The organism is Kitasatospora sp. NPDC052896, from assembly GCF_044547075.1.
Taxonomy (GTDB): Bacteria; Actinomycetota; Actinomycetes; order Streptomycetales; family Streptomycetaceae; genus Kitasatospora.
The window spans coordinates 60,098-73,892 of sequence record NZ_JBITZU010000022.1 but is presented as its reverse complement, the minus strand read 5'-3'; the positions used below and the strand labels follow the sequence as shown (position 1 = coordinate 73,892).

The window sequence follows — 13,795 nt, the reverse complement described above, 5'->3', positions numbered from 1 at the left end:
GACTCATGGCGGAGGGTGCAACTGTGACCGGCCGGTATGGCCAGCGGACCGGCTGGAATTCGCCAATCGACTCAGCGTCAACACCCGGCCCCAGCTCCAGTCCTATGGCTTCACCGGGCCGCATCCGACCGGCCCCCTGAATCCTGGTTCCCCGCGCTCGCGCAGCGTTGTCACCGCCGGGCCTGGGTGGCTCACCTTTCTCCGGGGCTGGAGTGCGGTGCGAGGCATGGGCGCGCAGGTTCGCGCGGCTCGGCGGCGGTGTGAGCGAGGCTGGCGTGCGCGACAGGTGTAGTGCCAATCCTCGCCTGGGTGATCTCACCGCATCAACTGCTCGACGGCAGCGGTGCTGACAAAAATCGATCACAGGAGGCATCGGTACCGTTACGCTCCGGTATGGCAGTGCCGCCTCTACCCGTCTCCTGGCGACATTGAGGCGGCGGCATGCCCTTGTCCTGTCGTGATCTGGTTGGAGTGTTCGATGACGGATATGAACTACCCCGGCGTCAACATCGAGTCGCTCGGCTCGTTGAGCCTGTCGGTGCCCTCCGGCGCGACTGCCGTGCCGCTGTTCATCGGGGACTTCGGTACGGCGTTCGAGGGTGTGGTGCGGGTCGACAGCTGGCCTGCCCTGTCCCGGGTCGCCGGTGTGGGCACGGCATCCGGAGTGACGGGCAGCGTGCTGCGTGGGTACTTCGAGAACGGGGGCGGCCTCTGCTACCTGGCCAACACGGCCGGCAAGACCCTGCAGGAGGCGTTGACCGCGGTCGAGGCCTTCGACGATGTGACGATCCTGGTGCCGCTCGGCCTCTGGGACGGTGGAGCCGACGCGGCCGGTGTGACGGCCAGGGCCGTAGCCACGTATGCGGCGAGCCGCCGGGCAATGGCCATCCTGCACGCCGACCGGGACCACGACCCTCGGCAGGCTCGTGACGCCGCGAGGGCGTTCAAGCTGGACGACGGCCAAAGCGCGCACGCGGCCCTCTACCACCCCTGGCTCATCCCGCCCGGAAACGGCGCCCAGCCGGTTCCGCCTGTTGGCGCGGTCGCCGGGGTGTGGTGCCGGGTTGATAGTGAGCGCGGGGTGTGGAAGGCCCCGGCGAACGCCACGGTGAACGGTGGCGCGCGCCCGTCCCAAGCTGTGAGTGACACGGAGCAGGACGAGGCCAAGCCCGTTGACGTCCTGCGCGAGTTCCCGGGCCAGGGCACACTCGTTTGGGGCGCTCGCACCCTCAATGAGACCGATGACCGGTGGAAGTACATTTCGGTGCGGCGTCTGGCCAACAGCGTGGAGAGGGATCTGCGGGAGGCCGTCCGTGTCGCGGTGTTCGAGCCGAACAGCGAGCCGACGTGGGAGAAGCTGCGGTCCGCGGCGGACACCTACCTGCAGGGCGTGTGGAGGCAAGGCGGGCTGATGGGGAACACACGGGAGGAGGCGTACTTCGTTCAGATCGGCAAAGGCGTCACCATGACCGAGGAAGACGTCAAGGCCGGCAGGTTCGTGCTGAAGGTCGGCCTCGCCGCGGTGCGCTCGGCCGAGTTCATCCCTGTGACGGTCACCGGGGAAGCGGGGCAGGCCTGACGGCCAGAAGGCTGCGGCTGGTAAGGACGGCGGCGTCGCGTGGCATCGTGTCCCCGCGGCGCCGCCGTCGTGGTCAGGTCCGTTCGCCTGGGCATTGGTTCAGTGCCCGGGTCAGGTCCCGGTTGGCCGACCGTGCGGCGTCGAGGTCGTCGCGGGCCTCCTCCAGCTGGCGCGCCAGTTCTGCGGTCCGCTGTTCCAACCAGGTGATGGTGCGCTGGAGTTCGTCGACGTCGGCGTGAGCGCCGAGGCCGGACTCCCGCCAGGCCTGCTCCCCCAGGGCTGTCGACGGAGGCGGCATCAAGAGCGAGGGGAAGCAGCGGGCTCAGCGTTGGCCTTCCAACAGCAGCTTCTGAAGCTCTCCGGTTTGATACATCTCGGCGACGGTGTCGTAGCCGCCGATGAACCGACCCTTGTGAAAGAGCTGCGGGATATTGGGCCAGCCGGAGAAGGCCTTGATGCCGGTGCGGAACTCGAGCTCCGCGAGGACGTTGACGACATGAAAGTCGAAGCCCATCTGCTTCAGCACGTCGACCATGCGCGCCGAGCCGCCGTCGGCCTGAGGAACCACTGCCGTCCCCTTCATGTAGAGCACGACGTCATGCGCCGCCAGGGTGTCTTCGATCGCCTGGCGCGCCTTTGGACTGAGATCTTCTTCGGCCATACCACCGAATAGAGGACGCAAGGGGGCTGTCCGGCATGCTGGGCTTGATTCGCTTTGGCGGACACCCCTGATCAGGGGCTTCGGCCCTGGTAAGGATGATGTCCATCATGGAGAGCATGGGGAAGAAGAAGCCACGCCCTCGCCGCTCGTTCACGCCGGAGTTCAAGGCCGAGATCGTCGAGCTGTGCTGGCGCGGTGATCGCTCGGTCGGTCAGGTGGCCAAGGACTTCGACCTGACCGAGACCGCGGTGCGTGACTGGGTGAAGCAGGCCGAGGTCGACGCGGGCGAGCGCGACGGCCTGACCAGCGACGAGCGCGAGGAGCTGGCCCGCCTGCGGCGGGAGAACCGCCGGCTGCGCGAGGACGTGGACATCCTCAAGCGGGCCACGGCTTTCTTCGCGACGGAGACCCGGTGACGGTGCACCCGTTCATCGAGGCGGAGAAGCAGGCAGGCCACAACGTCAAGCGAGCGTGTGAGCTGCTCCAGGTCTCCCGTACCGCCTTCTACACCCGCCGCACCGCCGTCCCCGGCCCCCGCGCGGTCCGCGACGCACAACTGACCGAGAAGATCACCGAGGTCCACGCCGCCTCTCATGGCAGCTACGGGGCCCCGCGCGTCCACGCCACCCTGCAACGCGACGGCGAGCGGTGCGGGCGCCGCCGCATCGCCCGGCTGATGCGCCAGGCCGGCCTGGAGGGCCGGCACCGAAGACGGCGCCACCGCACCACCATCCCCGACCCACAAGCCGCCGCCCGGCCGGACCTGGTCCTGCGCGACTTCACGCCCGACCCGGTGGCCCTCGACGCCCGCTGGTGCGGCGACATCACCTACGTCCCGACCGAGGAGGGCTGGCTCTACCTGGCCACCGTCATCGATATCGCCTCACGCCGCGTGGTCGGCTGGGCCACCGCCGACCACCTGCGGACCGAGCTGGTCGCCGACGCCCTGCGGGCCGCCTGCCGCACCCGCCGCCCGAGCGGGCCGGTGGTGTTTCACTCGGATCGCGGCTGCCAATACACCAGCCGTGAATTCGCCGAGCTCGCAACCGAGTTCGGAGTTCGACTCTCGGTCGGCCGGACCGGCCAGTGCTGGGACAACGCACTCGCCGAGTCATTCTTCGCCACCCTCAAACGGGAGCTGCTCGGCGACCACCCCTGGCCCAGCCAGGCCGCAGCTCGGACCGCGATCTTCGAGTGGATCGAAGCCTGGTACAACATACGCAGGCTGCACAGCAGCCTCGGCTACCGCAGCCCCGCCGAATACGAGACCGCCCTCGCGGCCTGACCACCACACCAACGGTGTTCGTCAAAGCGGAGCAAGCTCATGCGCCTTCCCCGGCCGGACACCCGAACGGGTGATGACGTCTGCCGCAGGACGCCAGCCGCCGCAACGCCGCACGCTCGGCACTGTCACCCGACCCATCGGGCAGGCCGTGGCCAACGGGACGTTCGAGCGCGGTCGATGACGCCCGGCCGTCTCCTGGCGAAGCTCGAACTGATGGCCGCGACAGCCTCGGCCGTACCCTTGTGATCTTCTGTCCCGTTTTAGTTGGTCATTGCCGGTGGCGCCGCCGCCGAGCTGGGCAGGTACAACCACCGGCGAGGCGCGGCCGTCCAACCCGTCTCGCTACTCATCGCCGCATGGATGCCGATGGGCAGGGGCGTCTCGCCTTCGGTTGCCGGTGACGTCGATGCCGGAACGAGGCATTGGCCCAGGCAACGGGAGTCGACTGCGCAAAGTGTCTGGGTTGTCGCACGCTGTGATCGGGAAGGGGTTGCACGGGCGCGCGGCAGGCTCGCCCGTGACGTCACAGCGCAAGGAGGCGCAGATGCATGCAAGCAAGGGAGACCGCCTTGTCGTCCACGGTCGTGTGGTCGGGCAGCAGGACCACACGGTAGAGATCGTCGAGGTACTCGGGCGGAACGGAAATCCGCCCTACCGCGTCCGGGATGACAAGGGGCACGAAACGATCATGAGTCCTGGGCCCGACAGCCTCGTTGACCACCGCAGGGCCGCGGACGAGGCCTGACTGCCGGGGCGAGGACCCGCGATACATGAGCCCGGCTGTCTCAGGTTCCATTGTCGTCCACCGACAGTGGACTTCGGTGCGATCAGCGAGTCCATCGCCGTCGCGACTCCGAGCGACCCGAGCAGACGCCGCTCGTCCATACCTGACGAGAGCAGGGCCGTGATCATCCTCGGCGCGAAGGCCGGCGCAGGAGGCCCCAGGGCACCTGCGCCGCGCACGCGTGGCGGACATGGCCGGACGGGTGAACGCCCGGACCGTGACGCACGCGACCACGGCGGAAAGGGGAGACATCCAAGCACGGATCCCCGCGAGGAAAGGATTGCGCTGTGCGCCGAGCACTGATCGTCGTCGATGTGCAGAAGGACTTCTGCGAGGGCGGCAGCATCCCGGTGAAGGGCGGCGCGGACCGGGCCCGCGCCATCTCCGAGCTCATCCGACGCTCGGCCGGCGACGGCTACACGCACGTCGTCGCCACCCGCGACCACCACATCGATCCAGGCGGTCACTTCTCCGACCACCCGGACTTCCAGAACTCCTTCCCCGTGCACTGCGTCGTAGGCGGCGAGGGCGGCGAATTCCATCCTGATTTCGCGCCGACCGCCACCTCCGGGGCAGTAGACGAGGTCTTCTACAAGGGTGCGTACTCCGCCTCGAAGAGCGGCTTCGAGGGCTCGGCCGAGGACGGTACGTCCCTGGCCGACTGGCTTCGCGCCCGGGACGTCAGCGATCTCGACGTCGTCGGCATCGCCACCGACCACTGCGTGAAGGCCACCGCGCTGGACGGCGCGAAAGCCGGCTTCGCCGTACGCGTCCTGCTCGACTACACCGCCGGCGTCGCCGCCGACACGACCGAAGGCGCCATTGACGAGCTGCGACAGGCAGGCGTCGCACTGACCGGCAGACCTGTCGTCCTCGGCTGATCTCAATCCGGGGCCGTGGCCGGGGGCCGACCTCCTCGACGACACGTTCGCTTGGATCACCGAGGCAGTCTTCAAGGAGCAGTTGCTCCTGCGTGAAGCCCGGCTCCCGGTCCCCCCAGCAATGACCTTCCCGGACTGGGTCGCCCACGGCCTCCTCGACATCCTCCAACCGGAACCCCAGGAGGACGAGATTCCTGGAGCGACCGATCCTGGTGCGGCAGACTAGTGCCCATGAGTAGGTATGCCGTGGCCAAGCCGTACGCGCTGCCGGTGTCGTTGGCCCACCTGGCCGGTCCGACCGTCGGCCCGATCACGCTGCCCCGGCACCTAGACTGGGGCCCGCCTTACGCCTATGACCTCGGCGATCCGGCCGACCTGGTCCTCATGTATGAGCGGGTGATCCGCGAAGCCCAGTCACCTGCCGACCTGCACGACCACCTGGACCGGTCCACCCTGCTGCGCATCTGGCCGGAGCTGTTCCTGCCCAGGGAGCTACGCGCGATGTGGCAGGCGCGGTTTCCCGAGCTCCGCCCGCGCGCGGTAGCGGCCTGATGGACAGCAGCACCGGCGACTGATCAAGATCGGGCTGGAAGCCCTCGCCGAGGACTTCGGCTACGCCCTTGCGGGTGGCTACGCGGTCCAGGCTCACCGCATCGTCGACCGGCTGAGCGACGATGTCGACCTCTTCGCGCCGATCGACCGCGCGGCGGGGGAGATGCCAGCAGCCGTGGCCGCGGCGGTCGCGGCCTACGAGGCCGCCGGGTACACCGTTGAGGTCGTGCAGCAGGTGCCGACGTACGCGCGGATGAACGTCACCGACCCGTCCACCGGGACCCCGAACAAGGTGGAGCTGGTCGCCGAGTTCCTCCACCATCCGCCGGTGGAATCCGAACTCGGCCCGGTCCTGCACCGTGACGACGTCGCGGCGGGCAAGACCGGTGCGCTCTTCAGCCGCGCCGAGGTCCGCGACGCCATCGACGTCCACGGTCTGCTGCAGAGCGGCTACTCGCGTGAGCAGCTCCTCGAACTGGCCGCCCAGAACGACGCGGGTTTCGACCGCGCGATGTTCGCCGACGCACTGCGGCGCATCGGCCGCTACAGCGACAAGCAGTTCGCCGCCTACGGACTCGACTCCTCAGCCGCCGCCGCGATCCGGGAACAGTTCGCGAACTGGCGCGACCAGCTCGACCAGGCGTAATCCGCGCTGGCGATGGTGACCAGTTCCGATGGCGCGTCGCCTGCTGCGGAGAGAACCGGTCACGGACGTGAAGCGCGGATCCTCGGCCCGGGGTGGATGGGCGGCGCATGGTGATCACCTCGAAGGGGCGCGGGCTGTTCTCCTTCCAGCCTCCACCCGCAGGCGACCACCATGCGACCACCAGCCCCCGAATAGTCGTCTGAGCTGCGGTTCTCCCTTGATCAGGTGCAAAGGGAGAACCTGCTGTCGTCGACGTTGGCTCTTCGCGGTGGTCGGGTTCTGCCGGATCCGGGCGCCTTGGACTCAGATGCTGTTGGCGATGCGCTCGTGGTCCCGTTCGCCCTCGCGGGTCTGGATACCAGCGGCGAGCAGCTTGTGGGCGAGCTCGGTGACCTCATCGCCGAACGCCGCGAACAGGCCCTCGTTCTCAACGGCGTACGCCGCACGCGGAATCGGCTGCGCGACTGTGTCGACCGCAGCCTTCGTGATGGAGATCACCTCCGGCCGGAGGCGGGCGATCCGTCGGGCGAGGGTGTCGACGAAGGAATCGAGTTCTGCGGCGGGCAGGGCACGGTTGATCAGGCCGTACCGTTCCGCGAGCTCCGCGCCCACGAGTTCGGCGCCGAGGATGAGCTCCAGCGCGCGGGCCCTTCCTGCCAGGCGCGTCATGTTCACCGTGCCGCCGCCTCCGGGGAGGATCCCCATCAAGGACTCCGGCTGTCCCTGCCCCGACTTGCCGATCGCCGCGAATCGCATGTCCAGGTACATGAAGAACTCGTTGCCCGCGCCGCGCGCGAAGCCCGCCAGCTTGCCGATGGTGACCTGCGGCAGCGAGCGGACCTCCTCGCTCATCGCCTGGAGGATGTTCAGGCCTTCCGGGACGGTCGAACCCGGTGCGGCCGCGATCGCAGCGCGAGTGGCTGCAGGCAGCGCGTCGGGGTCGGTGAGGTAGGCCATGTCACCGTGCGCAATGAAGAACTCCGGGTCAGCGCTCTCGAAGACAATGACGCGGACGTCGGCGTCGTCCCGCGCACGCGCGACGAATGCCCGGAGTGACGGCAGGAGGACCGCGTCCATCAGATTGAGCGGCGGGTGATCGATTGTCACCGTCGCGACCCCGTCCGAGACGTCGATCGTCAGGGCGGGAAGGTCTTGGTAGCTCATGAGGTGGCTCCATATCGCGGTAAGGGACGGCCTGTGACCGGGCCGCCGGCTGGGGAGAGTCTCGCGAACCTCAGCGTCGTGACTGACACTGAGTGTCAGATTAGAAGCCTGTATCCGAAGAAGCAAACAAGTGTGTCGGAGTACACTCGTCCCCATGAGCGCAGCGCCAGTCGGTACCCGTGAGATCAGCCGCCACGCGGTGCGAGCAGAGCTGGCCCGCGTCGCGTTCAACCGGTTCTGCCTCACAGGCTTCGACCAGGTCACCTTCGCCGACCTCTCGGAAGCCGCCGGAGTGTCGCGGAGCACCTTCCTGCGTTACTTCGGCACCAAGGAAGACGTGGTCCTGTTCGTCTTCGACCCTGTCGGTGACGTCATCACTGACGCGCTCGATGCCGAGCGGGCCAACCAGGACGACTGGAGCAGGCTGCGCAACGCCCTGGAGTCAGCCGTGAGGTTCCTCGTGCGCGACGTCCAGGAACTCGTGACGATCCTCGGCCTCATCGAGCAGACCCCAGCCCTGTGCGCACGCCTCCGCGAGAAGCAGACTGAATGGCGACCAGAGATCGTCGCCCGACTGCAGAAGACAACCCCCTCGACCGACGGGTCATCGGTCATCGCCAACGTTCGCGTAGCGGCGGCGCTCGAAATCTTGTGGATCGTCCTCGGTCAATGGAGTGCGAGCGACGGCCAAGAGGACCTCGGCAAACTGCTGGACGCTGCGTTCGCCGCCTTCTCGACCCCGGCACGCCAGCAGACGGACGCTCCGTTGTAAAGGGCCGAGGCGGCGGCTTCCTTGGCGGTGCCGAAGCAGCCGAAAGGAGTGGTCGACCCGGCGGCGGTGATCGTGTCGTCGGAGTCCAGCCCCGGCCGCGAGCGCAGGAGTGGGGTGTCGATCCGGCCGAAGCGGACGGTGTCAACGCGCAGCCGTGTAGGGCCGCCGAGGCGCCCACAGCACCTATCTGCGCGACCTCTTATCTTATTAGATCAGCCGGTTGTGGTTGCGTGCGGCGGCGGCGCGGACGAGTTGGGCGAAGCGTGCGCGGCTGTGGTGCTGGTTTGCTTCGGCCTCGCGTTCCTCGTCGTTCTCAGTGCTGTTTTTCTCGTCGTCGTTGAGTTCGTCGTACTCGTTGTGGAGGAGCCAGCAGCCGTGGATGCCGGTGAGGAGGTCTTCGAGGAGGTCGCGGGCCGGGCGCTTGGGGTCGAGCGGGGTCAGGCGCAGGGCGGCGTCCTCGATGTCCGGCTCTTCGTCGCCGTCGGTGTATTCGGCGAGGGTTTCCTCGAAGTCGTCGAGTTGTTCGCGTAGGGCGGTGGGGTCGGGCAGGAGTCCGTCGGCGACGTGCATGGCGTGGCGGATGAGGGTGGTGACGGCGTCGTTGGGGGTGGCGCCGGAGTCGAGGAGTTCGAGGACGAGGGTGGGGGTCTCGTGGGGGAGGGCCTCGATGTCGTCGGCTTCGAGGACGACGGTGGTGGGGTTCTGGCCGGAGGCTTCGGCGGCTACCTCGGCCGCGGCGGCGAGCCAGTGGGCGGCTGCGACGGAGGCGGCGGTGGGGTCGACGTCCGTGAAGAGGGCTGCGGGGCCGAAGGGGTCCTGTTCGAGGAGGTGGTCGGCGGCGGCGACCTGGGCGGGGGAGGCGTCCTCGCGGCTGAGGAGGACGGCCTGTTGAGCGCGGTCGGTGAGGTGGCCGAGTTCGGCACTCTCCACGGCGGCGAGCTCGGTTGTGGTCTCGGCGAGGACGGCCTTGGTGAGGTCCGGGCTGTCAAGGACGTGCAGGGCGCGGCCGACCTGGTGGGCGGACTCGACGAGGGGGCTGTAGGAGACGAACACCGAGCCGGCCTGGGGGAGGTTCGGCCGGGTGATCGCCTCTGCGGCTTCGCCGAAGGCTTGGCGTTCCTGTTCACGGCGCCAGCCCTCGCTGTTGGGTTCCAGGGAGCCGGCGGCGCTGGCGGGGTGGGTGTAGGTGTGCCAGGCGGCTTCTGACAGCTGGGTCAGGGCGCGGGCCAGACGTAGGAGCGTGGCGGTGTCCGTGCCGGCGGGGGCGGTGGCGATACGGCTAGTGAGGTCGCCTTCGCCGGTGCCCCAGGTGGCAGCCAGCTCGTTTCGGTCGGGGTCGACGCAGTAGCGGGTCATGAAGCCCTACCTCCGGGATGTGCTCTGAAAGGCGCTCGGCGCCGGCTCGACAAATTCTGACGTATCGCCAGATGCCCTGCGGGCGGTTGCGGGGCCCGGCCCTGGCGGGTGTCTCGGGGGCCTGGGGGTGCGAGCGCAGGTCGACCGGAGCCCTGAAGGGGCGCTCGATGCACGGCGGCGCAGCGGTTGGCTCGAACATGGCGTTCCCGCATGGTCGTTGCAAGCGGCTCGGTACCGCGACTGATCTGCGATCGTTCCGTGCTGCGCTGGTTGCCGGGCAGTGCAACTTCTCCGTCGAGGGGCAACTCGTGCTGGTGCGTGAGTCCTTCCCCGCTGTGCGGGTCGTCCCCATCGACTGACCGGGCAGGGGAACTGCGCGGAACGGTCCGTGAGGGAGGGGTGGGAGCGGTCCTGGTAGACGCTTCCTCCGTGCGGGAGCGAATCGGCTCGGCCTTCCCCCACCTCGGGGTGGCGGTTGTGCATGCGTTCCTCGGTCTCATCGCGCGCCGTCTGCACGCCTCTTGCGCTCCCATGCGCGGTGTGTGCCCCCGTGCTCCGTGCTCTCGCGACCCTCCACTCTGGGTGGTGCGGAGGAAGGGGGGCACGCGGATGCGACAACCCGAGCTGGTGGGATGGCTCTTCGTCTCGTTGATGACCGCGACGGGTTTGCTCTGCCTGGCTCGGTGGTGCCTGGCATCCCAGCTGGTCGGTGAGGAGAGGGGGTTGGAGGCGTCCTCGGCGCTCAAGGGGCTGGGCATGGCGGTGATGGCGCTCCCGGTCGGTACCGGTGTGGCTCTGCCCGAGGGCCTGTGGGTGGCCGTTCTCGTGCCTGCGGGGCTGTGGTCGGCGGTGGCCGTCGTGCGTTCCGTGGGCCATCGCCGGCACCATCTGGTGCACGCGGTCGGGCATCTGGCCATGGTGTACATGGCCGTGTCCATGGCCGGGCGGATGACGAAGGCGGCCGGTGCCATGCCGACGATGCCGGGCATGGCACCTGTGGCGGGTACCGCCTGGCTCACCGGTGCGCTGCTGGTCTTCTTCGGTGTGTGCGCGGTCGTCAGCTGCACCCGCCTGTTCGACTTCGCCGTGGCCCCGTCCGGTGCCGGACGGTACCGCGGAGTCGGGGTGCTGTGGTCGCCGCAGTGGCCCGAGGCGTGTCATCTGGTGCTGGGCGTGGGCATGTTCACGATGCTGCTGGCGATGTAGGCCAGCGCTGCTGGTCACCGACGCGAGCGTGCCGGGCGCCCATGTCCTCGGCGCGGGCGTGGCGCTGGGCGTGGACCTCGGCCCGCTGTTCGGCGGTTTCGGCGAGCACCTCGCGGCGGACGCGTTTGGGGAGGCGGTCGATGTAGAGCATGCCGTCGAGGTGGTCACTCTCGTGCTGGAGGCAGCGGGCGAAGTAGCCAGTGCCCTCGATCACCAGTGGGTTGCCGTCCTTGTCGAGGCCGCGGACGACGGTGTGGTCTGCGCGGCCGAGGCCGCGTCGCGGGCCGGGGACGGACAGGCAGCCTTCGCTCACGTCGATCAGGCGCCGGGGTCCCGTGGGTTCGTCGAGGACCGGGTTGAGGATGTGGCCGACGTGCCGGACGCCGTCGTCGTCGGCACAGTCGTAGACGAACAGGCGCAGGTCGACGCCGACCTGGTTCGCGGCGAGTCCGGCGCCCCGGGCCACGTACATGGTGAGGAACATGTCGTCGATCAGCTGGGACAGTTGAGCGGTTCCGAATTCGGTCGCCGGTCGGCAGGGGCGGTGCAGGATGTCCTCGCCGACCTCGGTGATCCGCAGGACCCGCCCTCGCTCGGCCTCGGGTGCCGGGTAGGGGTGGGTGTCGGCGGGTCGGCCGAGGACGTGGACCCGACGGTCCGACGGTTGGGCTGCGCGAGGTGGCCAGGCCATGACTGGGGCCTTTCGACGGTGCGGGTTGGGAAGGTGGGCAGCTGAGACCGGCGGCGCGGTCGTGCTGCCCTTCACTGGGGCGATGCCGAGTGGTGCGGGCTGTGAGGGTCGGGCGGGTTCACTCGAGGGGTGTTGAAGCCCCGTGCGGTGCAACGACTGGGCGTTTCAGACCGGTTCGGGGGAAGGGGGGATCAGTTCAGGTAGCGCTGCGCCACTTTGGAGAGGCTGCAGGCGCTCCCGTCCTGGGCATCGGGGGTGGGGCCGCTGCCGCCGCACAGTCGTGTGGCCTCGGCGGCCAGTTCTTCGACGGTGGCGGGCTCGGCGCCCCGGGGGCGGGGAACGGTGCCTGCGCGTGTGAGATCGCGGATGAGGGCGCGCAGTGCCTGGCAACGGGTGGTGAGGGAGTGACGGATGGATGTGGGCATGAACGGTTCACCGGATCGGGGCGGGTAAGGGGAGCGCATGCCGGACCTCGGAGGCGGCCGGGTGGCGGGGACCGAGCAGGACGACCAGGCCGTCCGGGTGCGGTGCCGGACGGGTGGCCTGGTGCCAGCCGAGCCGTTGGTAGAAGTCCAGCGGCCCGCCGGCTGCCGCAGCGGTGAGCAGCCAACACCGGTCGCCGGGCACATCGGCGCTGACGGCCTCCAGTAGGGCTGCCCCGAGGCCTTGGCCGGTGTGGTCGGGGTGGACCGCGAGTTCGTCTATCTCCCGGGCCCCGCACAGCCATGCGCGGGTGCGGTCGGGGCCGAGCTGCCCGCTCGCGTACGGGTAGCAGCGATCGGCGGGGAACGGGTCCGGGGTGGTCCAGGCCGTGGCGAGGCCGACCACGCGGCCGTCAACACCCTGGGCCACGGCCGCGGTGAAACCCGGCCTGCGCGCGTCATGGAGAAGGCGGACGAGGAAGTCATCGGCCTTGGCGGCGGGTTCGTTCCAGGGCGGCTGGGCGAAGGCAGCCGTGTAGACCGAGCGGATCTCCCGGGCGCGGCAGAGCAGCGCGGCCGGCTTCAGCCTCCCCACGATGACGGTGGTCACGCCACGCGCACCGGCGGAGTGGAGAGCGGGGTCAGTGCCGCGTACTCCAGGGGTGCGGACGGGTCGATTGACAGGTCCATGGGGGCGGGGGTGGCGCCGGAGCGGACCAGTAGGTCTCCGATGGCGGCGATCATGGCCCCGTTGTCGGTGCACAGTCGCAGCGGCGGCACCCGCAGGGTGATGCCGGCCGCGGCGCAGCGCTGTTCGGTGAGGGCGCGGATACGGGAGTTGGCGGCGACGCCGCCGACCACGACCAGGGTGTCGATGCCGTGGTCGGTGCAGGCGCGCACGGCCTTGCGGGTGAGGGTGTCGGCGATGGCCTCCTGGAGGGCCGCCGCCGCGTCGGGGACGTGTGGCTCGCTGCCGGCGGCGCGTTGGGTCTCGACCCAGCGGGCGGCGGCTGTCTTCAGGCCGGAGAAGGAGAAGGCGTACGGGGGATCGCTGGGTCCGCTCAGCGGGCGGGGGAGCCGCACGGCGCGCGGGTTGCCGTCGCGGGCGGCGCGATCGATGGCCGGTCCGCCCGGGTAGGGCAGGTGGAGGATGCGGGCGACCTTGTCGAAGCACTCGCCGGCTGCGTCGTCCAGGGTGTCGCCGAGGTGCACGATCGGATCGCGGGCCAGGTCGCGCACCAGCAGCAGCGAGGTGTGGCCGCCGGAGACGATCAGCACGATGCACGGGTCGGGCAGAGGCCCGCCCTCCAGCGTCGCGGCGGCCACGTGTCCGGCCAGGTGGTGCACCCCGTAGAGGGGGACGCCGAGGGAGAACGCGTAGCCCTTGGCGGCGGCCACCCCGACCTGCAGGGCCCCGGAGAGTCCCGGACCGGTGGTCACCGCGACGGCGCCGACGTCGGCCAGGGTGAGCCCGGCCTGGTCCAGGGCCTCGTGGACCACCGGGGCCATCGCGTGGACGTGTGCCCGTGCGGCGATCTCCGGCACCACCCCGCCGAAGCGGGCGTGCTCGTCCATGCTGGATGCCACCGCCTGACCGAGCAGTACGCCGTCGCGCACCAGCCCGGCCCCGGTCTCGTCACACGACGACTCGAGCCCCAGCACCACCGGCGACCCCGCCACTGATCCACCTCACTTCTGCGTAGCTCTTGCAGTTGCACATATTGTGCAGTAAGACATGGGTGCGCGTGCGGCGCCCGTCCGGTCCGACTCGAAGCGCCCGCAGCCCCGGATCGCCG

At 69.5% G+C, this 13,795-nt stretch carries 17 protein-coding genes; 9 read left to right on the top strand and 8 right to left on the bottom strand.

Annotated elements, in window-relative coordinates; translation table 11 throughout:
- The first annotated feature begins 478 nt into the window (after nt 1-478).
- On the top strand, nt 479-1,579 hold the full coding sequence (locus tag ACIGXM_RS29820) for a phage tail sheath family protein (protein ID WP_396566273.1): 1,101 nt from the start codon (nt 479-481) through the stop codon (nt 1,577-1,579).
- Nucleotides 1,580-1,652: 73 nt separating this feature from the next.
- On the opposite strand, the gene ACIGXM_RS29815 is transcribed toward ACIGXM_RS29820, so the two are convergent.
- Both ACIGXM_RS29815 and ACIGXM_RS29810 read right to left on the bottom strand, forming a co-directional pair.
- The gene (locus tag ACIGXM_RS29815; RefSeq protein WP_396566272.1) at nt 1,653-1,877 is read right to left on the bottom strand and encodes a hypothetical protein; all 225 of its coding nucleotides are present in this window, start codon (nt 1,875-1,877) and stop codon (nt 1,653-1,655) included.
- Between the two features lie 24 nt (nt 1,878-1,901).
- Nucleotides 1,902-2,240, bottom strand: a complete 339-nt coding sequence (locus ACIGXM_RS29810; RefSeq protein WP_396566270.1) for a glutaredoxin family protein — start codon at nt 2,238-2,240, stop codon at nt 1,902-1,904.
- Nucleotides 2,241-2,347: 107 nt separating this feature from the next.
- Between ACIGXM_RS29810 and ACIGXM_RS29805 the strand changes: the two genes are divergently transcribed.
- The 6 genes from ACIGXM_RS29805 (at nt 2,348) to ACIGXM_RS29780 (ending at nt 6,388) form a co-directional block, all read left to right on the top strand.
- Nucleotides 2,348-2,656, top strand: coding sequence for a transposase (locus ACIGXM_RS29805; protein WP_396566268.1), 309 nt, complete (start codon nt 2,348-2,350; stop codon nt 2,654-2,656).
- Complete coding sequence (locus ACIGXM_RS29800; RefSeq protein WP_396566266.1) at nt 2,653-3,525, top strand: IS3 family transposase; 873 nt, start codon at nt 2,653-2,655, stop codon at nt 3,523-3,525. The genes ACIGXM_RS29805 and ACIGXM_RS29800 overlap by 4 nt, the downstream gene beginning before the upstream one ends.
- 544 nt (nt 3,526-4,069) lie before the next feature.
- Entirely contained in the window at nt 4,070-4,270 is a 201-nt protein-coding gene (locus ACIGXM_RS29795; RefSeq protein WP_396566264.1) for a DUF1918 domain-containing protein, read from the top strand.
- A gap of 326 nt (nt 4,271-4,596) precedes the next feature.
- Nucleotides 4,597-5,190: an isochorismatase family protein gene (locus ACIGXM_RS29790; RefSeq protein WP_396566262.1), complete on the top strand. Its 594-nt coding sequence runs from the start codon at nt 4,597-4,599 to the stop codon at nt 5,188-5,190.
- Nucleotides 5,191-5,421: 231 nt separating this feature from the next.
- On the top strand, nt 5,422-5,742 hold the full coding sequence (locus ACIGXM_RS29785) for a hypothetical protein (RefSeq protein WP_396566260.1): 321 nt from the start codon (nt 5,422-5,424) through the stop codon (nt 5,740-5,742).
- 19 nt (nt 5,743-5,761) lie between these two features.
- The gene (locus tag ACIGXM_RS29780; RefSeq protein WP_396566332.1) at nt 5,762-6,388 is read left to right on the top strand and encodes a nucleotidyl transferase AbiEii/AbiGii toxin family protein; all 627 of its coding nucleotides are present in this window, start codon (nt 5,762-5,764) and stop codon (nt 6,386-6,388) included.
- 303 nt (nt 6,389-6,691) lie between these two features.
- Here the strand turns inward: ACIGXM_RS29780 and ACIGXM_RS29775 are convergent, their stop codons facing one another.
- Entirely contained in the window at nt 6,692-7,552 is an 861-nt protein-coding gene (locus ACIGXM_RS29775; protein ID WP_396566258.1) for an enoyl-CoA hydratase/isomerase family protein, read from the bottom strand.
- A gap of 154 nt (nt 7,553-7,706) precedes the next feature.
- On the opposite strand from ACIGXM_RS29775, the gene ACIGXM_RS29770 reads away from it, so the two are divergent.
- On the top strand, nt 7,707-8,324 hold the full coding sequence (locus ACIGXM_RS29770; RefSeq protein ID WP_396566256.1) for a TetR family transcriptional regulator: 618 nt from the start codon (nt 7,707-7,709) through the stop codon (nt 8,322-8,324).
- A gap of 207 nt (nt 8,325-8,531) precedes the next feature.
- Here ACIGXM_RS29770 and ACIGXM_RS29765 read toward each other — a convergent pair whose 3' ends face one another.
- Nucleotides 8,532-9,680 carry a hypothetical protein gene (locus ACIGXM_RS29765; protein ID WP_396566254.1) on the bottom strand — a complete coding sequence of 383 codons (1,149 nt, stop codon included), beginning with the start codon at nt 9,678-9,680 and terminating at the stop codon, nt 8,532-8,534.
- Nucleotides 9,681-10,289: 609 nt separating this feature from the next.
- On the opposite strand from ACIGXM_RS29765, the gene ACIGXM_RS29760 reads away from it, so the two are divergent.
- Nucleotides 10,290-10,886, top strand: a complete 597-nt coding sequence (locus tag ACIGXM_RS29760; protein WP_396566252.1) for a DUF5134 domain-containing protein — start codon at nt 10,290-10,292, stop codon at nt 10,884-10,886.
- On the opposite strand, the gene def is transcribed toward ACIGXM_RS29760, so the two are convergent.
- From def to tsaD, 4 genes are all read right to left on the bottom strand, one after another.
- On the bottom strand, nt 10,864-11,577 hold the full coding sequence (gene def / locus ACIGXM_RS29755; protein WP_396566250.1) for a peptide deformylase: 714 nt from the start codon (nt 11,575-11,577) through the stop codon (nt 10,864-10,866). The genes ACIGXM_RS29760 and def overlap by 23 nt on opposite strands.
- A gap of 191 nt (nt 11,578-11,768) precedes the next feature.
- Entirely contained in the window at nt 11,769-12,002 is a 234-nt protein-coding gene (locus ACIGXM_RS29750; protein WP_396566248.1) for a hypothetical protein, read from the bottom strand.
- 7 nt (nt 12,003-12,009) lie between these two features.
- Nucleotides 12,010-12,609: a GNAT family N-acetyltransferase gene (locus ACIGXM_RS29745; protein ID WP_396566246.1), complete on the bottom strand. Its 600-nt coding sequence runs from the start codon at nt 12,607-12,609 to the stop codon at nt 12,010-12,012.
- Nucleotides 12,606-13,664: a tRNA (adenosine(37)-N6)-threonylcarbamoyltransferase complex transferase subunit TsaD gene (gene tsaD, locus ACIGXM_RS29740; RefSeq protein WP_396566330.1), complete on the bottom strand. Its 1,059-nt coding sequence runs from the start codon at nt 13,662-13,664 to the stop codon at nt 12,606-12,608. Before tsaD ends, ACIGXM_RS29745 begins: the two co-directional genes overlap by 4 nt.
- Nucleotides 13,665-13,795: the final 131 nt, after the last annotated feature.

Excerpts from the sequence above, each read along its gene's own strand:
- ACIGXM_RS29820 (WP_396566273.1), top strand. The coding sequence starts at position 479 with ATGACGGATATGAACTACCCCGGCGTCAACATCGAGTCGCTCGGCTCG.
- ACIGXM_RS29815 (WP_396566272.1), bottom strand. The coding sequence starts at position 1,877 with ATGCCGCCTCCGTCGACAGCCCTGGGGGAGCAGGCCTGGCGGGAGTCC.
- ACIGXM_RS29810 (WP_396566270.1), bottom strand. The coding sequence starts at position 2,240 with ATGGCCGAAGAAGATCTCAGTCCAAAGGCGCGCCAGGCGATCGAAGAC.
- ACIGXM_RS29805 (WP_396566268.1), top strand. The coding sequence starts at position 2,348 with ATGGAGAGCATGGGGAAGAAGAAGCCACGCCCTCGCCGCTCGTTCACG.
- ACIGXM_RS29795 (WP_396566264.1), top strand. The coding sequence starts at position 4,070 with ATGCATGCAAGCAAGGGAGACCGCCTTGTCGTCCACGGTCGTGTGGTC.
- ACIGXM_RS29785 (WP_396566260.1), top strand. The coding sequence starts at position 5,422 with ATGAGTAGGTATGCCGTGGCCAAGCCGTACGCGCTGCCGGTGTCGTTG.
- ACIGXM_RS29775 (WP_396566258.1), bottom strand. The coding sequence starts at position 7,552 with ATGAGCTACCAAGACCTTCCCGCCCTGACGATCGACGTCTCGGACGGG.
- ACIGXM_RS29770 (WP_396566256.1), top strand. The coding sequence starts at position 7,707 with ATGAGCGCAGCGCCAGTCGGTACCCGTGAGATCAGCCGCCACGCGGTG.
- ACIGXM_RS29765 (WP_396566254.1), bottom strand. The coding sequence starts at position 9,680 with ATGACCCGCTACTGCGTCGACCCCGACCGAAACGAGCTGGCTGCCACC.
- ACIGXM_RS29760 (WP_396566252.1), top strand. The coding sequence starts at position 10,290 with ATGCGACAACCCGAGCTGGTGGGATGGCTCTTCGTCTCGTTGATGACC.
- def (WP_396566250.1), bottom strand. The coding sequence starts at position 11,577 with ATGGCCTGGCCACCTCGCGCAGCCCAACCGTCGGACCGTCGGGTCCAC.
- ACIGXM_RS29750 (WP_396566248.1), bottom strand. The coding sequence starts at position 12,002 with ATGCCCACATCCATCCGTCACTCCCTCACCACCCGTTGCCAGGCACTG.